21 protein-coding genes are annotated in these 23,972 nt (G+C 40.3%); 8 read left to right on the top strand and 13 right to left on the bottom strand.

Annotated elements, in window-relative coordinates:
• Positions 1–46 precede the first annotated feature (46 nt).
• From MST18_RS11415 to MST18_RS11405, 3 genes are all read right to left on the bottom strand, one after another.
• Positions 47–1,597: a hypothetical protein gene (locus MST18_RS11415; protein ID WP_111884443.1), complete on the bottom strand. Its 1,551-nt coding sequence runs from the start codon at positions 1,595–1,597 to the stop codon at positions 47–49.
• A 219-nt stretch (positions 1,598–1,816) separates the two neighbouring features.
• Positions 1,817–1,996 carry a hypothetical protein gene (locus MST18_RS11410; RefSeq protein WP_078193028.1) on the bottom strand — a complete coding sequence of 60 codons (180 nt, stop codon included), beginning with the start codon at positions 1,994–1,996 and terminating at the stop codon, positions 1,817–1,819.
• 244 nt (positions 1,997–2,240) lie between these two features.
• Positions 2,241–2,858, bottom strand: coding sequence for a rhomboid family intramembrane serine protease (locus MST18_RS11405; RefSeq protein ID WP_180133813.1), 618 nt, complete (start codon positions 2,856–2,858; stop codon positions 2,241–2,243).
• 158 nt (positions 2,859–3,016) lie between these two features.
• Between MST18_RS11405 and nfuA the strand changes: the two genes are divergently transcribed.
• Positions 3,017–3,655 (top strand): Fe-S biogenesis protein NfuA, encoded by a 639-nt coding sequence (gene nfuA / locus MST18_RS11400; protein ID WP_078189947.1) that lies wholly within the window; start codon positions 3,017–3,019, stop codon positions 3,653–3,655.
• Positions 3,656–3,884: 229 nt separating this feature from the next.
• Positions 3,885–6,080 carry a TonB-dependent siderophore receptor gene (locus tag MST18_RS11395; RefSeq protein WP_180133812.1) on the top strand — a complete coding sequence of 732 codons (2,196 nt, stop codon included), beginning with the start codon at positions 3,885–3,887 and terminating at the stop codon, positions 6,078–6,080.
• Positions 6,081–6,117: 37 nt separating this feature from the next.
• Here MST18_RS11395 and MST18_RS11390 read toward each other — a convergent pair whose 3' ends face one another.
• Both MST18_RS11390 and MST18_RS11385 read right to left on the bottom strand, forming a co-directional pair.
• A complete protein-coding gene (locus tag MST18_RS11390) occupies positions 6,118–7,125 on the bottom strand; it encodes a hypothetical protein (RefSeq protein ID WP_168379238.1) in 1,008 nt (335 codons plus the stop codon).
• Between the two features lie 46 nt (positions 7,126–7,171).
• Positions 7,172–8,212, bottom strand: coding sequence for an alpha/beta fold hydrolase (locus MST18_RS11385; protein ID WP_373684464.1), 1,041 nt, complete (start codon positions 8,210–8,212; stop codon positions 7,172–7,174).
• 335 nt (positions 8,213–8,547) lie between these two features.
• On the opposite strand from MST18_RS11385, the gene MST18_RS11380 reads away from it, so the two are divergent.
• Positions 8,548–9,162, top strand: a complete 615-nt coding sequence (locus MST18_RS11380) for a carbonic anhydrase (RefSeq protein WP_180133810.1) — start codon at positions 8,548–8,550, stop codon at positions 9,160–9,162.
• A gap of 83 nt (positions 9,163–9,245) precedes the next feature.
• Here MST18_RS11380 and MST18_RS11375 read toward each other — a convergent pair whose 3' ends face one another.
• On the bottom strand, positions 9,246–9,875 hold the full coding sequence (locus MST18_RS11375) for an arylesterase (protein WP_180133809.1): 630 nt from the start codon (positions 9,873–9,875) through the stop codon (positions 9,246–9,248).
• Between the two features lie 11 nt (positions 9,876–9,886).
• Between MST18_RS11375 and MST18_RS11370 the strand changes: the two genes are divergently transcribed.
• Positions 9,887–10,618, top strand: a complete 732-nt coding sequence (locus MST18_RS11370) for an ABC transporter ATP-binding protein (protein ID WP_180107560.1) — start codon at positions 9,887–9,889, stop codon at positions 10,616–10,618.
• Positions 10,615–13,116, top strand: coding sequence for an ABC transporter permease (locus MST18_RS11365; protein WP_180133808.1), 2,502 nt, complete (start codon positions 10,615–10,617; stop codon positions 13,114–13,116). The genes MST18_RS11370 and MST18_RS11365 overlap by 4 nt, the downstream gene beginning before the upstream one ends.
• Positions 13,117–13,245: 129 nt before the next feature.
• On the opposite strand, the gene MST18_RS11360 is transcribed toward MST18_RS11365, so the two are convergent.
• The gene (locus MST18_RS11360) at positions 13,246–14,070 is read right to left on the bottom strand and encodes a rhomboid family intramembrane serine protease (RefSeq protein WP_180133807.1); all 825 of its coding nucleotides are present in this window, start codon (positions 14,068–14,070) and stop codon (positions 13,246–13,248) included.
• 78 nt (positions 14,071–14,148) lie between these two features.
• Between MST18_RS11360 and mtgA the strand changes: the two genes are divergently transcribed.
• Both mtgA and ppk1 read left to right on the top strand, forming a co-directional pair.
• Complete coding sequence (gene mtgA, locus MST18_RS11355) at positions 14,149–14,826, top strand: monofunctional biosynthetic peptidoglycan transglycosylase (RefSeq protein ID WP_078193019.1); 678 nt, start codon at positions 14,149–14,151, stop codon at positions 14,824–14,826.
• Between the two features lie 145 nt (positions 14,827–14,971).
• On the top strand, positions 14,972–17,053 hold the full coding sequence (gene ppk1, locus MST18_RS11350; protein ID WP_111884435.1) for a polyphosphate kinase 1: 2,082 nt from the start codon (positions 14,972–14,974) through the stop codon (positions 17,051–17,053).
• A gap of 85 nt (positions 17,054–17,138) precedes the next feature.
• On the opposite strand, the gene MST18_RS11345 is transcribed toward ppk1, so the two are convergent.
• The 5 genes from MST18_RS11345 to rubA all read right to left on the bottom strand — a co-directional run bounded on the left by MST18_RS11345 (position 17,139) and on the right by rubA (position 21,843).
• The gene (locus tag MST18_RS11345; RefSeq protein ID WP_180133806.1) at positions 17,139–17,750 is read right to left on the bottom strand and encodes a response regulator transcription factor; all 612 of its coding nucleotides are present in this window, start codon (positions 17,748–17,750) and stop codon (positions 17,139–17,141) included.
• Positions 17,751–18,508: 758 nt separating this feature from the next.
• Positions 18,509–19,414, bottom strand: coding sequence for a LysR family transcriptional regulator OxyR (gene oxyR, locus MST18_RS11340; protein WP_180007453.1), 906 nt, complete (start codon positions 19,412–19,414; stop codon positions 18,509–18,511).
• Positions 19,415–19,425: 11 nt separating this feature from the next.
• A complete protein-coding gene (estB, locus tag MST18_RS11335) occupies positions 19,426–20,364 on the bottom strand; it encodes an esterase EstB (RefSeq protein WP_218952712.1) in 939 nt (312 codons plus the stop codon).
• A 58-nt stretch (positions 20,365–20,422) separates the two neighbouring features.
• Entirely contained in the window at positions 20,423–21,601 is a 1,179-nt protein-coding gene (locus tag MST18_RS11330) for an NAD(P)/FAD-dependent oxidoreductase (protein ID WP_180133805.1), read from the bottom strand.
• Between the two features lie 77 nt (positions 21,602–21,678).
• A complete protein-coding gene (rubA, locus tag MST18_RS11325; RefSeq protein ID WP_005179369.1) occupies positions 21,679–21,843 on the bottom strand; it encodes a rubredoxin RubA in 165 nt (54 codons plus the stop codon).
• Positions 21,844–22,371: 528 nt separating this feature from the next.
• On the opposite strand from rubA, the gene MST18_RS11320 reads away from it, so the two are divergent.
• Positions 22,372–22,917 (top strand): adenine phosphoribosyltransferase, encoded by a 546-nt coding sequence (locus tag MST18_RS11320; RefSeq protein ID WP_078189930.1) that lies wholly within the window; start codon positions 22,372–22,374, stop codon positions 22,915–22,917.
• 93 nt (positions 22,918–23,010) lie between these two features.
• Here the strand turns inward: MST18_RS11320 and MST18_RS11315 are convergent, their stop codons facing one another.
• Positions 23,011–23,517, bottom strand: coding sequence for a YqiA/YcfP family alpha/beta fold hydrolase (locus tag MST18_RS11315; protein ID WP_180111531.1), 507 nt, complete (start codon positions 23,515–23,517; stop codon positions 23,011–23,013).
• Positions 23,518–23,972 lie beyond the last annotated feature (455 nt).

Here is a 23,972-nt window from a genome sequence, read left to right as displayed (position 1 = left end):
CGAGTTGAAGCTTTGCAAAGTTCAACACTTATTTGAACCAATGCCGTTACGCTTTTTTAAACAGTCCCAATACTTTTTTCACGGGTAATTTCTCTTCAGCAAAACCATACAGCGCTGCAAAAGGTAAGGCAGTACGCGCCAAATAAGCCACACGCCATAAGCCACCATGGTTGGCACCATGCATCATGAGTTCTAATGGATGGTCTAGCGCTGTTTCAGGGTTAGCAACCGATTGAGGGTTTCTCAAGTCGTGAATCCATAAAGCTGCCATGAGTGCATTGGTGGTTTCAGGTTGGAAGGATTCCACATCAAATAAACTCGCACCATTAAATGCTGCCTTTAATAATGGGTTCTTCGTCACTGAGCGGGTCGTGGTGGATGGCGCAATATTGATACTAACCCGCTGACCATTTTGACGTGCGACAGTTGCGCGCCATTGTTGGATACGTTTTGCGAGTGCGTAGTTTGGACCTTGTTCCACCACCAGACAGTCAGCAATACCATAGGATTTTCCATTGTCTGCTGTGGTGGTTTGCTCATTATTTTGCTTAAAGAAATGCTGACCTGTGACTTTGGCAATACTTTGTGTCAATAGTTTTTGTGCAGAAGCACGGTTTTGGAATTTGGCTTGCGCTGCCGTAACAATCTCTTCTGGAACCGCATAGACATCGGTCGGAGTACACATAAACATCAAGCTGGTGTCGGCTTTTTGTTGGCTGACATAGGCCATGATGCTGTCCATTGCCATTGCAACACGAACATGCTTTTCACCATCTAAATAGGCAATTGCAGCCAGATCTAGTTGATGTTCACTTTGTGCAAGCCATTGTGCAATTTCAGGAATGTGTGTCAGTAAATTGGCGCCCAATTTGTGTTTTAGTTCTTGAATGGGTGTGTCTTCATGCACAGCGTCGAGACTTGGTGCATATAAAGTGGCATTACCGGCCTGAACCGTGCTTAAGATTCGATCCCAAACACGTTCATTATTGAGGTCGATTGCCACAATATTGGCTTTCCATTTTGCTAACCACGTCAGAGGGCCAGCTTCGGAGGCAGCACCAAAAAGCACCATAGTCCGATCTGACAAATCGAACCATTCTGGGTGTGCAATGGCTTCACGTAATGCGTCGGCATGACTGGCTTCAATGATGCCAGCATCTTGCCATTTTTGAATCTGAGCCAGTAAAGCCTCACCTTGAAGTTTTTGACCATGATAGGGCACATACCACTCAGGCGCTGCGTCACTTTCACCTTTTAATTTCACGGTATGCAGCGGATGTGCAGTCAAAGCTACTGCATCTTTGAGCGTATACTTTTCTTGATTACGATAAAACTCAAAGACGTGATGCGCTTTATTTAAACCTTGCTCAGCAATGTTGATCGCAGCTTCAGATGATTGAATTCCTTGTTCAACCAAGGCTTTAAAATATTCAGGATATTTTTTACGCCAGTTTTTTTCTTGTTTTGCACGTACAGAAGAGTGATGGTCAACTGCAGCTAAGGCTTCAGCGATAATTTCACGACCAGTTTTAGATGTACTCGGCTTTTGGTTTGAAGCCGAAATGGGAAATTGAAGACCTTCAGTTGAACTCGACATGCAAAATATCTCAGCTAATTTTGTCATTAATATACAGATGTATACATTATCTATGCCAAATTAAAAAATAGGGTGGCATAAAGTGCCAGATTTATATGATTTGTCATGTGCTTCTGTGAACTTTCGTAGAATATACAGCTTCAAATTTTATTGCCGGAATTGAAAAAGCCTTCGGTTTGAAGGCTTAAAAGAAGAGGGCATGAAATCAGCAACGGCAAATCAACAACGGCCTTTTTTAGCCTGTCCGGGCGGGCAAAAGTCGCCATGTCGATCTGGGTACTTATAAGGATAGTGATTACGATCTGGGTCGACCACGATACTGCCTTCACGGGTGTGAACGGCACAAGCACTCAACACGCAGGTCAACAGCAAACTTGAGAACATCAGGACTATTTTCATTGGAATTTTCCCTTTTCTATTCTGTGTCATTTCAGTTTAAATCAGGGCAAGGGTAGATAGCGTTTCAATCTGCTGTGAAATTGTATAGCTCGATATTCAAAGTGCAGTGTTGTAGATGTGGAAATTTGCTAAAGAAAAAATTAAAGGACATTTCGGTTTAACGCAGCACAATAAAAAAGCCTAAACTGAAACGGTTTAGGCTGTCATTTTCAGGTTAAATCCAGCTGATTTTTTAGACTTAACGTTAGAAAGGAACGTTTAATAACTGACTTAAGAAATGTGGAATGAGTTTCGGTTCAAGAATAATCGTCATGATTACACCATACGCTGCGCCCCAAAGGTGTGCGCTGTGGTTAATATTGCTGTTGCCACGTTTACCTGACCAGATACTATAAGCCACATACAGCACGGCAAAAATAATCGCAGGAACTGGAATAAAGAATACAAAAATCAGTTTCCACGGTTCAAACAAGATATACGCAAAGAGTACCGCAGATACCGCCCCAGAAGCCCCTAAACTTGCCCAATGGGTATCATGCTTATGTTTTAAATAACTCGGAATAATCGCTGCGATCAAGCCACCCAAGTAAAACAGCACAAAGCCCATGTCGAAGAAATATTGGCGATAAAAACTTTCAATCACGCTACCAAAGAAAAATAAGGTAATCATGTTGAACAATAGGTGCGCGCCATCTGCATGAATAAAACCATGGCTAATAAATCGGTCATATTCGCCACGACTGAGGGCTGGCGGCCAAAATAACAAACGATTCATCACTTTATGATTTGAAAATGCAATCAGTGAAATCACCACCGTAATCAGGATAATGGTCACGGTGTGGTTAAAGGGTAGGCCCAACATATATGACTATTCTACTTGTTAAAATTTATGCTCAATAATGCCATTAAATCTGCCCAAAGCGTGAACTTTCAGAATAATTCCGACAATTTTAGTTGATTTTTTTCTAATGCCCCGCATCTTAAGTTAAAATAGCGACTTCAGCTTGAGGAAATATTGTAATGTCGACTGAGAACAACAGCACAGCAGTTGCTGAAGAAATTCCAAACCTATTGATCACTCCGAATGCCCAAGAGTATTTGAAAGATCTTTTGGATAAACAAAATACACCGGGCATTGGTGTACGTGTTTTTGTGGAAAATCCGGGTACGCCACGTGCTGAATGTTGTATGGCTTACAGTGCACCAGAAGAAGTTGTGCCTACAGACTATAAACAAGACTATCCAGATTTCCCTGCATTTATTGACACACCGTCTATTCCATATCTTTTGGATGCGGTGATTGACTATAACAAAGACCGTTTTGGTGGTCAGTTAACATTCCGTGCACCAAACTCAAAAGTGCCACGTGTGGGTCCAGATGCCTCTGTAGAAGAGCGTATCACTTATGTTCTACAGTCAGAAATTAACCCTGGCCTTGCAGGTCATGGTGGTAACTGTGCACTGGTAGAAGTGGTTGAAGATGCAGAACATGGTTTAACTGCAGTGCTTAAATTCGGTGGTGGTTGTCAAGGTTGTTCTTCAATCGATTTAACCTTGAAACAAGGTGTTGAAACAACATTGAAGCAGCATGTACCTGAGTTAATGCGTGTTGTTGACCAAACGGATCACAGTAATACTGAAGGTGCTTATTTCAAATAAGTTCAGTATTTTTATAAAAAGCCGCAACGTTGCGGCTTTTTTATTGTCTAAATCAAAAAAACGAAGATTTTCAGATATTTCTAGGGTTTTTACATCAAAATGATAAGCGATATCACAAATATAAATGAGAATGATTAATAAAATTAATTGCAATATTGTTTGTGTTGGTTACAATGTGCAACACATTATTCTAGATTTCTCCATAAATACGTTTATTTGGAAGCACTCAATGACCAAACAACTATCAAAATCAACGCTTACACTTTCAATACTCTGTGCATTGGTAAGTTTGTCGCATGCAGAAAATGTGCACACTGAAGCATCAGATGAATCCGTAACGAAGATGGAAACCATTGTTGTTACTGCAGCAGAACAAGTTAAACAATCATTAGGTGCTTCAAAAATTACGGCAGAAGATTTAGAAAAAATGCCGGTTGTGAATGATATTTCAGAGTATGTGCGCCGTATGCCGGGTGTCAATTTGACTGGTAACAGTGCCACAGGCCAACGTGGTAATAACCGTCAAATTGATATCCGTGGTATGGGGCCTGAAAACACGTTGATCTTAATTGATGGCAAGCCTGTAAATTCGAGAAACTCAGTACGTTATGGCTGGCGCGGTGAGCGTGATACACGTGGCGATTCGAACTGGGTACCTGCAGATGCTATTGAATCGATTGAAGTACTGCGTGGTCCAGCTGCAGCGCGTTATGGTTCAGGTGCAATGGGTGGTGTGGTCAATATTAAAACCAAGAAAGTGACCAACGAAGTGCATGGCTCTGTGGAGGTTTTTACTAATCAGCCCGAAGACGCTAAAGAGGGTGCAAGTCACCGTGAAAGCTTTAACTTAAGCGGGCCAATTCTCAAAGATGTCCTTTCATATCGTTTATACGGTAGTTATAACAAAACCGATTCAGATGCTGCGGATATTAATGCATTAATGGACAATGGTGCGCGTATGGCGGGTCGAGAAGGCGTTGAAAATAAAGATATCGCAGGACGCTTGGCTTGGCAGTTGAACGATCAACAAGTCTTGATGTTTGACGCAAGTGTTGGCCGCCAAGGCAACCGTTTTGCAGGTGACAGTCAAAACAGTGTATTTGATCCAGCCGATCCGAACAAGGCGCCCATTTTATCCGCTTTAATTGGTGAAGAAACCAATACCATTTATCGTGATACTTTTGCATTAACTCATGAAGGTACTTGGGGGTGGGGTGACAGTAAACTCATAGCGCAATATGACAAAACCAAAAATAAGCGCTTACCTGAAGGTACAGGTGGTAGTACAGAGGGACAGATTAATAATCTTGAAAATAAACAAACGTCACATCTAGAAACCATTCGCTTTAATGCAGAAGCCAATCTGCCGTTCCAATGGTATGTTCCACAGGTACTAACTTTAGGCACTGAGTGGGTCGAAGATGACTTTACCGATACGGTTAATACACAAGCTGGCGCAGGCGGTTTTGGTGATGCGCTGACTTCAGGTGACCGTTCACACATGGATTCACGGATTGTGTCGGCCTATATTGAAAATAATATGAATTTGGGCGAAAGCACCGATGTTGTTTTGGCACTGCGCTATGATAATCATAGCAAATCGGGCGATAGCTGGAGTCCAAGTCTCAATATTACGCAAAAACTTGGTGACTATTGGACACTAAAAGGTGGTGTGGCTAAGGCATATAAAGCACCCAATATGTACCAAAATGCGGAAGGTTATCTGTTAAGTACTCGCGGTAATGGCTGTCCGATTGGGCTGAGCCAATGTCTATTACAAGGTAATGGCGATCTCAAACCTGAAACTTCAGTGAATAAAGAGTTAGGTGTGCAGTTCGAAAAAGACATCGTGAATGCAAGCTTTGCATGGTTCCGTAATGATTATAAAAATAAGATCGTTGCAGGGGATACGCGTCTAGAAGAACTAGAAGTAAATGGTACAACATATAATGTACTGCGTTGGATGAATACGCCTGAAGCCTTGGTAGAAGGTGTTGAAGGAAGTATTTCTTTGGACTGGGGTGATATCACGTGGACCAATAACGTCACCTATATGATCAACTCTGAAGATAAACGTACTGGTAATCCGCTTTCAGTGATTCCGAATTACACGCTGAACTCTATTTTGAACTACAACATTACGGATCGATTAGACAGTAACTTTGTCTATACCCAATATGGACGTCAAAAACCACGTCAATATGCAGAAACCAGTCTTGAAAGCAAAGATGGCTTGGCGATGGATAGCGTGAAAAGTTATGGCATTGCAGGCATTAACTTTGGTTATAAATTTAATGCGGCTTTAAGTGCTCGTATCGGTGTGAATAACCTATTTGATGAGCAAAAACTGCGTGATAAAACGGTCAACCAAACATATAACGAGCCGGGTCGAGCTTATTATGTAAGTTTGAAATACCAGTTCTAAGTATTTCCAAAAAAAAAGCCGCTTCACGCGGCTTTTTTTATGTTGGGATATTTAAAATTTTCAGTGCTTCACTTGAGTAGTAAAACTGTTCTAAATACAGACGGGAACGCTCACGTATATAACCCGACTCAATCATTTGTTGAACGATAGGATTGAGTAAGTTTTGAAGTTCATGCTGAATCAGTGCTTCATCAATATTTAAATCACGTAGCAATAAATCAAAAGGGCGTTCTGCATTGCGCACGTACCAAGCGTATACGCCATCATGCACTTGCTGTTTCATATACTCGGACTGTCGCATAAAGTCCCAAATTTCATGACCCATGGCAACCGTTTGCGGCAAGTCCTGAACTTCAACATAGTTCTTTAATACTGAAACTGGCAGCGCTTTAATTTTATGCCACAAATTGGCTTGAAAGTGGTACAGCTTATGATCATCAAAGTGCTGATTTAACACGGTTTCACTCATTTGACTGAGCTTTAAAATATTCTTTTGCAAGTATTTGCTGACAGCATTATCTAAATTGGTATCTGTGACATTTTCCAGTACCGATTTCCCCATTTTCATAAATCGTGAAACACCGGGTACCGATTTTGCAATCACCGAATTATCTAAATAATCTTGTATCGCATGTTGAATCAACTGACTGATCATGGCTGAAAATGCAGGATTGTTGACCATGGTATGAATTAAACGCTGACGATGTCCTTGTTTACTGGCCACATACTGCGCAATTTTATCGATGGTCAATACTGGGATGATTTCGGCAATCGTGGTGCTGTCATTTGCAGGATGAATCAGTGCAAATTTGATATGTTCAGCAATTTGCTCAATCAGAAATTGACTTGCAGGGGTATTTAATATTTGCTTTTGCAACAAGGCATTGATTTGATCAAAACTCCAAATCTGCTGCAAAGATTGTTTACGAAACCATTGATAAAAATGGGTGAATTCAGTGGCTACGGTATCATTGTGTGAAAAGCTCTGATCTAAAAAGTTCAGTTGAGCGTCAATCAACTGCTCAATCATCGGGTTTTTCTGCATACTTTCCCTGAAGTCCCAGTGATGGGGATCTAAAAATGGCGAATGCTCAGTTTAACTGAATCAGTTTATCTACCAAAGGGTTTTTAAACTTTTGACTTTTCGCGAGGAAAGGCAAGTAATGCTCTGCAACTTGTTGTTCGGCTTCTAAGATTGGCATATGACCGACATTATTTAAAATCACTGGGGTTTCTGCACGTTTCAGTAAAGATTTGAGTTCGCCAGCCACTTCCACATTAAAGATTTTATCTTGTTTGCCCCAAAGGATCAGGGTTGGGGCTTCCACCGTTCGTGTTAATCGAGCAAAAGTTTCAGGGGTGTAGATTCGATTGAGCGTGACGACTTGATCGATCATTTTACTGGTGAAGGGCGCACGCGCAATTAAGATATTTTCCTGCGCTTCTTTAAGCTGTGTCGGAACATTAGGCGGATTCTGCATGAGTTTATGCATAACATCATCTAAATCCCCCGGTTTTGAAACGATTAAATTTTTAAGTTTATACGGGTCACGGGTATAACTGGTATTGGCTTGTTTATAAATGCCCGCGCTGTTGAGTAAAAATAAACTTTGGGTATCAAAAGGATATTGAGAGGCATATACCGTGGCAATGGAACCACCCAATGAGTGACCTGCAACATTCAGTTTATCTTCAATATCTATTTTAAGGACAAACTGGCGTAGTTGTTCCGTGACATTCGGGACAGAGACATCAAAATCGACCGGCACATGTGTATCGCCATTGGCCGGAAGGTCAGGGATGATCACGTGATAGTTCGGTGTTAAATAATGCGCAACACGGTTCCAATTATCACGTGTGCCGCCTAAACCATGAATGAGCAAGATGGTCGGTTTAGAGCGTTGACCACCTTCGCTATAACTCCAATTCACATTCCCGACTTGAACGCTATGTGTGACTAAACCAGCCGCTTTACGTTCTTGGCTCAAATAATTTTGCACGATAGAGGGTACAGCCAGGTTTTTGCTGATGGGAGACGGATTTGCAGCCAAAGTGTGGTTGGCAGTAAACGTCATACAGCAAATTGTTGCTAGCTTGAAAAAGCCAAAAACGCGTGAATGATGTCCTTTCATTGACGTTTACCCCAGTTAAATCGAATCGATATATTTTTTTAGATCATTTATATGACTATTATCAGAATGGGCTGAAATAGTAAAAGCGTATATTTATGAAATATATTGTAAATTAAAAATGACCTTTGTCATCCATTGCTTTTTTGACGTGGTTAAACTTGCGTTTTAATAATGTGAACCATTACAGAAAAAATAATTTTTTTTGATGAATGTGGAGTAGCATTTTCTATCAAGTTGCATCGTCGTAGAAAAAATTCACAGCAATTGTTTTTGCAAGTGACAATCGATTCGACTGGGATTAAAATATTGCAACTTCGGATAAGGGTAATTAGAACATGCTAACAGCAGCAGAAGCTTTAGATCGTTTAAAAAAAGGGAATCAACGTTTTGTAGACGGTGAAACGAATCACCCAAGGCTTTTGACGCATCAACAACGTGCTGAAATGGCCGAAAGCCAAGAACCTTTTGCGATTATTTTAGGATGTTCAGACTCACGTGTTCCTGCTGAAATGGTATTTGACCAAGGCTTAGGCGATTTATTCGTGATTCGTGTTGCAGGTAATATTGTGGCACCGTCTCAAGTCGGTAGCGTGGAATTTGCAGCAGAAAGCTTCGGTTGTCCTGTGGTCATTGTATTGGGTCATACACACTGTGGCGCGATTCATTCTACGATTGAAGCTTTAACTAACCCTGCGACACCGCCATCAGCAAATTTGATGTCGATTGTGAACCGCGTTCGTCCATCTGTAGAAATACTCATGCAAACTGAATTGAAAGATGACCTCGAAAAACTTTCAATGCATGCAGTACGTTCAAACGTTTTTGCATCAGTAAATCAACTGCGTCATGGTTCAGCAGTCCTCGAAAACTTAATTGCGCAAGGCAAACTAAAAGTGGTGGGCGCTGAGTATTCACTCGAAACGGGTGAAGTAAGCTTCTACGATTTCTAAGCAAACTACAGTAAATACAAGATTTAAAAAAAGGCGCTCAAATGAAGCGCCTTTTTTAACGAATCCATTTTCACCAACTAAATTTATAAACTTGCTTTGATCAATGGATAAGCATTGTTCAGCAAAATTGTTTGCGCTTTGGCATTCGGGTGAATCTGATCTTGTTGCATTAAGTTTTTATGTCCCGCAACCCCTTGCATAAAGAAAGGCAATAATTTGACTTTGTACTGTTTGCTCAGCACTTGATAGTTATTTTCAAAAGCTTGGCTATATGCCTTGCCATAATTCGGTGGAATTTTCATTCCAAATAAAATGACTTTCGATTTGGCCTGTTGGCTTTTTTGAATCAGCTGCGCTAAGTTTTTTTGAATTTGTGCAGGGGGCTGTCCGCGTAAACCATCATTACCACCTAATTCAATCACCACAAGGTCTGGACGATGAGTTTGCAACAGTTTAGGTAGTCGTGCCAAAGCTCCACTGGTGGTTTCACCGCTGACACTTGCATTGACCACTTTATGTTGTTTCGGATACTGTTGGTCTAGACGTTTTTGTAATAAGTGGACCCAACCTTGCTGCACTGAAACACCATAACCTGCACTTAAGCTATCGCCCAAAATCATAATGGTTTTGGCAGAGAGCAGCATCGGGCAGAACATCAGTGCAATAGCCAGCAAGTAACTCAATAGACGATTATTTTGAATGCGATTTTGCATATAGGGAAGATATGACCCAACTCACGACAGATGTTGACATCATGCCACAGGCGATTATTTCTGCACAGCAATTGACACAAAAGATACAACTTCCACAAAAACAGTTATCGATCTTTGAACAACTCGATCTTGAAATATTTGCAGGGGAACAAGTTGCGATCACTGGTCGTTCTGGTTCAGGTAAATCTACGTTGTTGGGGATTTTGGCGACCTTAGATCAGGCCAGTTCGGGACAATTACGGGTCTGTGGTCAGGACATTCATCTATTAAATGAAGAACAGCGTGCTCAAGTCCGCTTGGCCCATATTGGTTTTGTCTTTCAGTCTTTCCAGTTGTTGCCACATTTAACGGCTCTTGAAAATGTCATGCTGCCGCTACGGTTACAAGCAAATTTTCAGGTCAAAGCTGCCGAAGAAAAAGCATTAAAACTGTTAGCAAAGGTCGGACTAGAACGCCAAGCGCATCAAGCCCCTAAAGTTTTATCGGGTGGTGAGCAGCAACGGGTTGCGATTGCCCGTGCTTTGGTGAGTGAACCCGATCTGATCTTTGCAGATGAACCGACAGGTAATTTAGACAGTGCAACGGCACAGGAAATTGAACAACTGTTATTTCAGTTAAATCGTGAAATGGGAACCACTTTGGTATTGGTGACGCATGATGCCGATTTGGCCCGTCAATGTCAGCGCCACTTTGAATTGGTCAATGGTCAATTGATTGAGCATCGAACAGGAGAGGCTGCATGAATCTTTTGGCATTGTTTCGACCACTCTTACAGCTGAGTTTTAAAACCACGGGTGTGTATTTATTATTGATCGCACTGACCTTGGCGATCAGTGCCACCACTGCTTTAAAGTTTAGCAATGTACAAATTCAAAATGCAGTAGCGCTACAAGCTGCTGAAATGTTGGCAGCAGACTTGGTGCTGACAGCCAATGAACCAATTCCACAAGAGTGGCAACAACAAGCCAAAGCACAGCAATTAAAACAATCGAATGTCACGCTATTTAGCAGCATGGCGCACACTGATCAGCAATTTGTCATGGTCAATGTCAAAGCCGTTGATGCTGCATTTCCATTACGAGGTGAACTCGAAACAGAACCGAAACTAAACCGTTCTATACAAGCAGGTGAGGTCTGGTTAAGTCCTCGTGCCATGGATTTATTGGGTGTAAAGGTTGGAGATCAGATCAATATTGCCGATGCTGCTTTTCAAGTCAGTGCCAAAATCATCCATGACACCAATCAGGAACTCGGTTTCAGTGGTTTTTCACCGACAGTTGTGATTGCGCAGTCTGAGGTGGCGAGAACCAATGCCATCCAAGTCGGGAGTCGGATTGAATATCGCCTGTTAATGGCAGGAGATGCACAAAATACCCAGCGCTTTGAAAAACTCTATAAGCAGAAATTTGGTGATCAAAGCGAAAGTGGTGCTGCTAATTCAGATCATGCGCAGGTTCAGGATGCGGCTCAAAGCAGTTTGAAATTGAGAAATGCCAGTGAAGGCAATACTCGCTTGATGAAGCCAATTGCCAATCTTGAAACGTTTTTACAACTGGCGAATATTTTAACCATTCTACTTTGTGGTATCGCCATCGCATTAACCAGTCAGCGCTATGTCCAACAAAATCAAGATGCCATTGCACTGATGCGCTGTATTGGGTCGACCAAACAGCAAATATTAAGTGCTTATTTGGCTTTACTGTTGGTTGTACTCGGGCTTTCAATCCTGTTTGGAAGTTTGATTGGTCTGGGATTGGGTTATGGCTTATTGCAACTGATGCTACAGCTGATTCCAAATTTACAATTAGAGTTTTCAGCCCTGTCTATGCTGCTTGGCCCGCTTCCAATTGCAATATTCACCAGTGCGATTGTGCTATTAGGATTTGTTCTTCCAAGTCTTTGGCAATTATTAGGGACACCGCCAGCACGGGTGATACGACAACAAGAGCGTTCTGTACGTTCCATGCTTTGGATGCTCAGTTTCGGCACGCTCAGTTTGGTGGTGTTTTGTGTGGTTTTAACTGAAAATTTACAACTCACCCTGTGGCTGATTTGCGCCATCATCTTCCTGTGTGTTGGCCTATATATGATGGTCTGGCTCAGTTTGAAAGCCTTGAAAAGTTGCGGGACGAAAATCTCTGCGTATATACGTACACCGTATCAAACGGCATTTCAAATTACTGCCTTGGCATTGGGTCTAAGTCTGATCACGGTTCTAGCGGTATTACGTACAGATTTACTGGAACGTTGGCAACAGCAATTACCACAAGGGACACCTAACCAATTTGTCTATGGATTACCGCCATTTGAGTTGCAGGATTTTAATCAACAACTCAAGCTGCATGGTTGGCAAGGGACGCCGATGTACCCGAATATTCGTGGGCGTTTAATTGCCAAAAATGATCTCCCTTTTTCGGATGCCTTAATTAAAAGCAATAATTCATTACGCCGTGAATTAAATCTTACGCAGGCCACAACTTTTCCAAAAGATAATCAAATCATCGCGGGTAGTCAGCAGTTTCAACAAGTCAATGAAGTATCGGTAGAGGTGAAAACCGCACAAGAGCTGGGTATTCAAATTGGAGATCGACTGAGTTTTAGCCTTCCTGAAGGGATTTTGCAAGCCAAGGTAATTAACCTTCGTAGTGTGGAGTGGGAAAGTTTTAGTCCAAACTTCTTCTTTATTTTTTCTCCCCAAACCATGGATGAAAATGCAGGCAGCTATTTGGGGAGTTTCTATGTTCCACCGCAAGATAAAAATCAATTGATTGGTCTAATTCAGCAGTTTTCGAATACCGTGTTTATTGATGTCAGTCTGATTTTGGATGAGATCAAACGCATCGTCAGCGTATTGGTTCAAATTATCACCATCTTGGCGCTGTTGGTCAGTATTTCAGGCATTTTGGTCTTGGTTGCATGTTTGAATTTATTTATGGATGAACGCAAAAAAGAAGTGGCATTACTGCGCTCCTTCGGCAGTTCCAAGCAAAAGTTAAAGTCGATGCTCAGTTTGGAAGTTGGTTTGATGGGACTAATTTCAGGTGTCGTGGCGTGTATTTTTGCTGAAGTGATCAGTGCGATTGTCAGTTATAAAATGGAACTGACCATCCAGCTACATGCAGAGATTTGGTTGATCCTCCCACTGGTCATGACCTTAGTCTGTACATTGATCGGACGTTATCGCTTAAGTTATCTTTGCGACATCCCACCCTTAGAAAGCTTACGTGAACTAAATAGTTAAGGGGGGAGATGGTTAACAGCCGAGCAAGTTAAGAGTGGAGCAGGAACCCAGTGCGCAGTCCAGGTTTAGACATGATTTGATATGTTTTCAACATATCTGTGTTGATAGCCACAGGGTTCATTCCACTGTTTAACGTGCTGCGAGAGATTGCTTCATCAGCAGGATAAAGTGTTCCCAAAGCGGTAAAATCGGTTGGATTAATTGTTGGCAATGCAGATAAAACAGGTAGCATCCGACAGCTGCGGCGATTAGACCGATCATTTGAATGATTAGGGATTGATGTAATTTTTGTCCCACATACCAAATGAAAGCCAATGCAGCCCCCATCAACATGCCGCCAATATGCGCGGCATTATTAATTCCACTAATCATAAAGCCCATCGCGAGGTTAATACCCATCACCATCAATAAGGTTTTTTTATCCAGATAAAATTGTTGTTTAGGTAACATCGGAAGCAGCGAAATAATCGTCAACGCTGCACCCAGTCCCATCACTGCACCCGATGCACCTGCACCAATACTCGGAAAAAGCTGCTGATTGGCTGCACCTTCGGCCAATAATGCATAGCTGTCTTGAATGGTTAAATACCCACTCAACAAACTTCCCATCAGTCCGGCTAAAACATACAGGCCAAGGAAGTAGAAACGACCTAACATTTGCTCGGCAACACTGCCAAAAATATACAAAGCCCACATATTCAACATCAGGTGAATCAGGCCAAAATGAAAAAACATACTGCTGAATAAGCGGATGGGTTCCTCTAAAAAGGTTAAAGGTGCATAATCAGCACCCCAACGCAAAGCATCCAGTGTGTCGGGTTGGCTAACGTTCATTCCATGCAACACTTGCCAGCCAAAGAGTCCAACATTGATGGTAATTAAGAGTGCCGTGATCCACCACAGTTGGATTTGCAGCTTACGGGTTGATACAGCAGGAGGGCTGAGTTCAGACATGCTATTCTTGTACTGTGTCAAAATATTTAAAAATAAGCTTAACATGAAAAAACAGAATTTCTGGAGTAACACACTGACATGAAAGCCTTTATTGTTCGTACATTGTTAATTCTTGTCAGTCTTGTGCTTTTGGTGCAGCTTTGGATCTTTGGTAGTCTGGTGTGGTGGCGTACGCATCCTGTGGAATCCACGATGATGATGCGTTTAGATTATTGGTCTGAGCCCTCCAAACCGATTAAACACGAATGGCGTGATTACGACCAAATCAGTGATTATGTCAAACATGCTGTTGTTGCCGCGGAAGATGGCAAGTTTTTACAACACAAAGGTTTTGATTGGGAAGGCATGCAAAATGCTTTAGAACGCAATAAAGATAAAGGCAAAGTGGTTGCAGGTGGATCGACCATTTCTCAGCAATTGGCAAAAAACTTATTTTTATATAACAAGCGTTCATTTATCCGCAAAGGGCAGGAAGCCGTTGCAACATGGATGATGGAACGCATGTGGACGAAGCAGCGCATTTTAGAGGTATATCTCAACTCGGTTGAGTTTGGGGACAACATCTATGGTGTAGAAGCTGCAACACAGCACTATTTTGGTAAAAGTTCACGGAGTTTGAGCCGAGAGCAAGCGGCATTTATTGCGGCGATTTTACCTAATCCAAAATATTATGATGAAAATCGACAAGATCGTAAGCTAAATTATCGTAAGCGCATGATCCAAAAATATATGCGTTATAGCCATATCCCAGATTAAGAACAATCGACACACCCGTCAAATGGCATGGCAGTGATTTGAATTACAACAAAAAGCTCATCTTTATGGGCTTTTTTTATGAAATTGTCATAAATTTGAAGCATACTAAACTGAGTACAGCACACATTTTTTATATGGGTTTGAGATGAATACCGCAGCTGAAGTCGCGCAAGTACCTACTGAATATACTTATAATGATCGTTATATCAATCGAGAGTTATCGATTCTCGACTTTCATCTGCGTGTGCTCGAACAAGCGGTTGATCCGATACATCCATTACTTGAACGCATGAATTTCTTGCTGATCTTTTCACGTAACTTAGACGAATTTTTTGAAATTCGTGTTGCGGGAATGATGGAACAGCTAGACTTAGGTAATGAAAGCCGCAGTCCAGATGGCTTAACACCAAAACAAGTATTAGATGAAATTTCTGCGACAGCGCATGCGGCAATTGAGCGCCAGTATCGTATTTTAAATCAAGAAATTTTACCCAAACTGCGTGAAGAAGACATTTGCTTCTTACGTCGTGGTGAGTTAACCCCTGCACAGTCGGCATGGGTGAAAAAATATTTTCAAGAGCAAGTTGCTCCAGTCTTAACGCCAATTAGCTTAGATCCCGCACATCCATTCCCTCGCTTGGTCAACAAGTCGCTGAACTTTATTGTGACTTTAGAAGGGAAGGATGCTTTTGGTCGTCAGATTGACTTAGCCGTTGTACCTGCACCGCGTTCGCTACCACGTGTAGTTCGCCTTCCAGATGAATTAACCGGTGGCAAAGAACATCATGTGATGCTATCGGCAATTATTCATGAACATGTCTCTGATTTGTTCCCCGGCATGACGGCGACGGGTTGCTACCAATTCCGCGTGACGCGTAATGCCGATTTGGCTTTAAATGAAGATGTTGAAGATTTGGCTAAAGCCCTGAAAGGTGAGTTGAATTCACGTCGTTTTGGTCGCGCCGTTCGCTTGGAAGTGACAGAAAATTGTCCTCAGCATATTTATGAATATTTGCTCGATGAGTTCGATTTAGAAGAAGAGCAACTCTATAAAGTAGATGGACCAGTTAACCTTGCACGTTTACTGTCAAACTTTAAACGTCCACATCTACGTTATGACGCGCATATTCCTGTTATTCCGAAAGTACTCAAAAAATCTGAAAACATTTTTAGTGCGATGCAAAAGCAAGATATTTTGCTGCACCATCCCTTTGAATCATTCGCACCGGTAATTAATTTACTACGCGAAGCTGCACGTGATCCACAAGTTTTGGCCATTAAACAAACGCTTTATCGAAGTGGCGCAGATTCGGAGATTGTGCAAGTTTTAGCGGAAGCAGCACGTAATGGTAAAGAGGTCACCGCTGTAATTGAGCTTCGAGCACGATTTGATGAAGAATCAAACATTGCTGTGGCTAATGTATTACAAGAAGCAGGCGCAGTTGTCGTGTATGGCATCGTGGGCTATAAAACTCATGCCAAAATGATTTTGGTGGTACGCCGCGAAAACAATAAATTGGTGCGATATGTGCATTTAGGTACGGGCAACTATCATGCGGGAAATGCGCGTATCTACACGGATTACGGTCTATTAACCACAGATAAAGAACTCTGTGAAGATGTACATCGTATTTTCCAAGAATTGACCGGTATGGGTAAAATGGCGAAGCTAAAAAAACTGCTGCATGCACCATTTACCTTACATACTCAACTCATCAATTATATTGATAATGAAATTACTAATGCTAAAGCGGGCAAGTCTGCGCAAATTATAGTCAAGGTTAATGCATTAACAGAAGTTCAGTTGATCAATAAACTGTACGAAGCGTCACAAGCAGGTGTACAGATTGATTTAATTATTCGTTCTATTTGTTGTTTGCGTCCAGGTTTACCGGGGCTGTCTGAAAATATTCGCGTGCGCTCTATTGTTGGGCGCTTTTTAGAGCATACTCGAGTGTATTATTTCAGTAATAATGGTGATTCACGTATTTTTTGTTCAAGTGCAGACTGGATGGATCGTAATTTATTTAATCGCGTGGAAGCCTGTTTCCCAATTGAAGATCCAGCCTTGAAAAAGCGTATTTATCAATTAGGTTTAGTGAATTACCTAAAAGATAATCAGCAAGCTTGGTTGCTCCAAAGTGATGGGCGTTGGATTCGTACGCATGTTCAAGAGGGTGAGGAAGCACACAATTCACAGCATGTGCTTATAGAAGCATTTAAATAAATGCGTTAGAAAAGTAAAAGGGAGCAATGCTCCCTTTATTTTTTTTAATTTATAAGTTTTTTTGAATCATTTATCTGAACTAAATTTAGCTGTAGCTACTAATTTTTCGGTAGATATTTTTAACAAAACCATCTATTTGATACGTTGAAAGTTTTAACTCACGGATCATCTGCTCTTGAGTCGCGCTATGGCTGACCATATCTAAAATTTGGTATTCAGCTGGATTCAGACTGAGCTGTTTAGGTGCTGCATTTTGCGGACTAAAAGTTTCACTCAATAAAAATTTAGCAAAACTTGGATGCAATGCAGCGCCACCTCTTAAAATAGTTTTCAGTTGGTTGTAGGTATCTTCCATCGGTTGTTGAATCAACATATAGGCGGTTGCACCTAACTGAATGGCATGTAAGGTTAAATCTGTAGATTGTTCATTGACTAAAATGATGAGATTACTCGAAGGATAAATCTTTTTGATTTTATGGATGAAAGAGATATCAGACTGCTGAGTGATCACTAAAAAAATTAAATTAGGTAATTGATTGAAAATTTGTTGTTCTGCATCCACTAAGTTTTCTGAAAATGTGATGAGATCTTCAGGATAACCGAGGTTTCCTAAGATGTTAAACAGCACTGTTTTTGAAGTCATTGCTTGATGATCAATGATCAAAACGGGTACTGGTAATAAAAATTCACTCATCATACATTTCGCTCATTTATTATTTTTAATCAAATTGCATTTCCATAATGTGCATGAAAGTGAATTAGAAAAATATACCTAGAAGTAGTGATTTATATATCAAAGTATAATTAAGTTATTGTGATATAATAGAATTTAATTAATGTATGGTTTTTTGTGTTTTTCATTATGTTGAATGCAAAGATTTATAGTTTTTTCGTTTTTATTTTTAGAATATTGATTAAATAATCATCAGATTTGGATTCGAATTGAAAATAATAATTGAAATGTGAAAGCAGTATTTTGACAACCGATAAATTGAACTGTTTCTGAGATGAGTTAATATTGACTAATTGATTAGTTATTTTAAACATAAATATTAGTGATTATTTAAAATAATGTGATTTATTTCTGATCTATGTTTATTTTATAGCACAAAACACAACTATAAAAAAAGCCCTTTGAAAAATGAATCAGAAATACTTTATCTAAAATACCTGAAACTAGTGATTTTAACGAAAGTTATATTTTACTAAGATGTATTTATCTTCTTACTTATCTGGCTAGTGTGAAGATATTGTCGAGGCGATGAATTGAGATATACATCAAGTCATATATTACCTTATCAGGCTACCTATTTGGGTTAGCCTTTTCTTTTTTCTAGAGAATGTATTTTTCATTTTCAATTTTAAACTCATCTCAATATTATTACTTCTGCATTATTCATTTCTGCCAAATAAAAAAGAGAGCACAGGGCTCTCTTTAATTTTTACACTGATTAGTTAGTGCAGATTATTAGTGATTTTCTGCAAGATTTGAAGCAATACATCAAATTCACTTTGAAGCGGTGTACTCTTACGTGTTACCAATGCCAATGTGCGTGTAGGACTTGCTTCAATTTCTTTCACAGCCAAATCTTCATTGGCTTTGATCATATTGGTATGAACTGCAATTTCAGGCAATAAGGTAAAGCCTAAATCTGCGGAAACCATTTCAACCAAAGTTGGCAATGAGCTTGCTTTTAATCGATGGTCATTTTTACGTTCACCAATCGGGCAAGCACTCAAAGCATGATCACGTAAGCAATGGCCTTCTTCAAGCAACATTAAACGAGATAAATCTAAGTCATCTAGAGATTTTGCTTGAGCTGCATTTTGATCAGCTTTGTTGTACACCAAGAACAATTTTTCTTTGTTTACTTCTGCAACTTTCAAGCTACGTGTATCGAAAGGAAGAGCAAGTAATACAATATCTAGATTACCGTGCTCGAGTTTCTCAACAATTTTTTCACTTTGTGCTTCATGTAAATGCAATTGAATTTTTGGTAATTGCTTATGCACTTCTTCTAATAATGGCGCAAGTAAGAATGGCGCAATAGTAGGAATGACCCCTAGATGTAAATCACCCGTTAGAGGTTCGCTCATTTCACGACTTAAACGCATTAGGTCTTGCGCATCTGCCAATAGAACTCGGGCTCGTCCGACAACTTGTTCGCCAAGAGGAGTTAAACGCACGTTTTGACGGTCGCGTTCTACCAATACGCCACCTAGTAAACGCTCAAGTTCCATGATCCCGCCAGACAAAGTAGACTGGGTGACAAAAGAACGACGCGCAGCTTCAGTAAAGTGTAGCGTTTCTGACAGTGTTACTAGATATGACAGCTGTCTTAAGGATGGTAATGCAGCCATAGTGTCCTAATTTATGATTTAAAGTGATCAGCAAACAAACCGCTAAGATATGGAATAAAATGCGGTGGGATATCATGCCCCATTCCATCAATTAATTCAAATTTAGCACCTGAAATAGCCTTTGCAACGGCCTTACCATGGCTTGGCGGCAGCAAACGGTCACGAGCTCCATGAACCACAATGGTTTTATGCTGAATTTGTTTATCCAACTGCAGCAGGGAACCTGTACATAATATTGCTAAAAACTGTTGAAGTACACCCGCTGGGTAATAACTCCGATTATAGAGTTTACGTGCAGTTTGTATCGCTTCAAGCTGATTAATATAGCCTGGAGAGCCTATAATATTAAAAACTTTCAGGCTATGGTTAATAATGCCATCTTCATCGTTAGATTCAGGTTTTTCAATTAGACTAAATAATTGCTTTGGAAATGGCGGTGGAAGTAAGGGTTGGATGTTACTGGTAAAAAGCAAGCTTAAGTTGTGCACTTTGTCTGGATAGCGTGCCGCCACGATTTGAGCGATCATGCCGCCCATTGAAGCGCCTAAAATATGGACTTTATCAAGTCCCATACGATCAATTAACAGTGCAACATCGTCTGCCATATCGTATAGATCATAAGGCGCACCTTGATTCTCTAGACCTAAGGCAAAACGTCCCATCAGTTTAAAGGTGTTAAGACGTGGGCCTGGGTTACGAATTTTACTCGACAGACCAATATCGCGATTATCAAAGCGAATAACTCGGTAACCTTGGTCTATTAGGGACTTACAAAAGAAATCAGGCCAATACAACATTTGTGCGCCGAGTCCCATAATCAATAAGATTGCAGGATCTTCAGGATGACCACCCACCTCGACATGAAGTTCAATGCCATTGCCTAACTCTACGCGAGTTTCATGCATAAAAGAGGCATAAGGTGAAATATTAAACTGAAGGGCACTATTCATTGTTATTTTCCTTTAAAAAGGACGTCTATTATTATCAGGACGTCCTTGTATTTAAACCTTAAACTGAAGCAGGAATCAAGTCCGGAACCTGCTTAGTCAAAGTTAAGCGTTGCTTCCCAGCAGTTGCACCGAGCAGTACAAATCCACGTAATACGCCATCTTGATCGATCGCACGGGCAATCATGCCATCTTCAAGCTCTTCTGTTTCCCATTGGGTTTCTACATCAATTGGCGCAGGAAGGACAGTTAAAGGTGCTGCAGGTGTTTTAACGGCTACAGGCATAGCTGGATAATGCACAGCGGTATGTTCACCATTGAGGGTTTTTGCCAAAGCACGTGCTTGTTGCATGATCGGCATGACGTATGGAAGAAGGGTACCATTGACTTCAGCACAGTCACCGACAGCATAGATATCTGCCAAGTTGGTTTCTAAGCCTTTATTGGTTAATATGCCACGACTGGTGTGAATGCCGGCTTGTTTTGCCAAGTTAATTTCAGGCTGTAGACCAATCGCAGACAACACAACATCTGCCACTAAGCTTTGACCATTTGCAAGGCTCACTTGATAGTCACCATTTTCAATACGTGACACTTTGTCGACTGTCGTACCTAAAACGAATTGAATACCCGTTTCTTCTAAATTGCTTTGGAATTTAGCGGCAACATGAGACGGCAGTAGGCGACCCAAAGGTTGCGGAGCTAAATCGACCACCGATACTTTCGCCCCAGTATTTTGGAGATCATTGGCAAATTCACAGCCAATCAAGCCTGCCCCTAAAATCACCACACGTTTATCTTCACGTGCTGCAAGCTGTTTACGGAAAGCTTTGTAGTGATCTAAATTGTTGACGACGTGAATGTCTTCACTGCCATCACCCGAAATAGCTAAGCGAATTGGATTTGCGCCGACTGCTAAAACAAGTTTTGAATATAGTTGTGTTTGAGTTCCATTTTGGCTTTCAATAGTAAGCTCATGTTTTGCTGCATCAATGGATTTAACCCAACTCTTATTGATGATTTGCATATTGAGTTGAGCCGACATTTTTTCGGCATCCCCTAGAGGGATTTGCTCAGGAGTTTTATTACCAACGAGCGCATTGGATAATGTCGGTTTAGCGTAGTTAATGGCATCATCCGCACAGATCATAATAAGTTCTAGTTCAGTATTTAACTTTCGAAATCCACGTGCAACGGCATATCCCGCCATACCAGAACCAATAATGACAATAGGGTGCATACTCAACTCCAAACACATTTCATATTTTTTAAAGACAAAAAAAAGACCATAACGATGATGGCCTTAGATTCTATTTATTAGATTTCAACCATTTCAAAATCTACTTTTGAGACGCCACAGTCTGGGCAAGTCCAATCATCTGGGATATCTTCCCATTTCGTTCCTGCCACGATACCGTCTTGTGGCCAGCCTTCTGCTTCGTCATAAATCCATCCACAAACGATGCACTGATACTTTTTCATTCCATTCTCCAAAAACTGACACAAAATTAAGTCAGTAAATACTTCATAACTGTATAAGTTTATACCTTAAGGTTAATTAGCCTTATACAGTAGACTCTTATGTTAAATTTTTACGCAGTTCTAACGATAAAGTAAAGTGGCTAAGAGTTTAATGAGTGAAATTAAAAGCAGAATGGCAGTGAGGGACAATAAATATCATCAAAACCCCCAGATCTGGGAAAAATTGTCTGACAATATTTATGCCTATTGAAAGCTATATTGGAATTCATTTCCGTGAATTGGGTTCTAAATACCGCTTTTTCTATCTTCATAGACTAAAGTCTTGCAGAAAAAATCTCTAAAATCTTTTATTTTATGATTAGGAAAATATATATTTGATATTTTTTAAATAAATACAATATTAATAATCAATAACTTATGTAAATTTACTGTATCTTAAATATGCATTTTGGTCGGGGGTTAGCTGTTCTTTTCTCTCAAATCGCGTTAAAATTCACACATTCCTTCCTTAATTTATTTTCTCCTATTATGAGTAATTCTACTGCTGCGGCATTGTGGTCTAACATTCGTACTGTCCAAGATTTCCCAAAACCAGGAATTTGTTTCTTTGACCTTACGCCGTTATTTATGAATAACATCGAATCGTTAACTGATGCCCTAATTGCAAGTATTCCAGCTGAGCAATTGGCAGAAGTAGATAGCTTTATTGCAGTTGAAGCGCGTGGTTTTGTTTTGGCAAGCTTACTTGCTCAGCGTACAGGCAAAGGTTTGGTGTTGGTACGTAAAGCCGGAAAATTACCACCACCTGTTGTCGGTGTTGGTTATAGCCTTGAATACGGTTTAGATCGTCTTGAAATGTCAGCTGAAATCGAATCACAAAAAGTAATTATTGTGGATGACGTATTGGCGACGGGCGGTACGCTTCGTGCAGTGAAACAATTGGCTGAAAAATGTAAACACCAAGTTTTAGGCGCAAGCATTTTCTTAGATTTGCCTGACTTGCATAAAGATTTAGGTTTAAATATCTGGTCTGTTTTAGATGATAAAACACGTCCTGAAGCAGATGCTGCCTAAGCGTCAGGTTTAAAATGTAAAAAGCCTTGTCTACGACAAGGCTTTTTTATGTCTGATAAAAACGACGTTGCTGCTTATGATTAATCTTATGATTTATTTTTTTAAGTAATTTAATTCGAGATGTTGGATTAAATCATTAATATTTTCAGGGCATTGTAGACGATGATGTCCACCATCCATGACTTGAACCTGCATATAGTCTTCGAGTTGTTTTTCTGCCTCAAACATATCCAAGATTTCATCGCCACGTTCGATATAGGCAATTTGTGGAATATCGTTATCCAAATCCATTTCATTAATTGCAGGGTAGTCGTCACGAAAGTCTGGATGCAGACTCGGGTTAGCAATCACACAAGGAATGCGATGAAACAGCGACATTTTCAAAGCCCAGTATGCCCCGAGACTATGACCGACGATGATATCGGGCTTAATGGTTTCAATACTCTCGTGGTAAAAGTCCGCAACAGTTTGAAAATTTAAGTTGCGATAGTCCACTTCAATGCAGAATTTTTGTTTTGCATTGATGGCATGGAACTTCGTAGATTCACGGGAAGAATCCAATCCATGTAAAAACAGAATTTTCGATAAGCAGGAAGTCATTGTTTTTCTACACACTGTTTTCAAACATTTTTGGATGTGTTGAATATTTTATTTTTCAACAATTTTATGACTTCATTGTAGAGAGAATTGTCAAAAAGAGAATTTAGCTTTTGGTCTAATTTATAGGCATTTAAAAGACTTTAGTCTTAAAGAAAATAGATTAAAAGGTTGAATTAAGTTATTGATATATATTTTAATGTATTGATAATTATAAGTATTTTTAAAGCTTTTAGTTATCATCTGATATCATTAAAATGTAGGTTTTCGAGCTTGAGTATTTAATTTTTATCTACTGCACATCTGTAAGGTAGGTTCTATGTCTACCTGAAGGTATAACGATTAAAACATCTTACTTCGATAAATTTCTACTTATTAAAAAAATGCGCGCATTGCTTACTGCTCAATTCAAAGGAAATCTGCTATGCTATGCAACTTCCGTTTTTTAACTATTTGAG

It is taken from the genome of Acinetobacter sp. YH12068_T, assembly GCF_024606005.1.
Taxonomy (GTDB): domain Bacteria; phylum Pseudomonadota; class Gammaproteobacteria; order Pseudomonadales; family Moraxellaceae; genus Acinetobacter; species Acinetobacter amyesii.
Note: the sequence above shows the minus strand (reverse complement) of the source record. Positions and strands in the feature narration are given on the sequence as shown.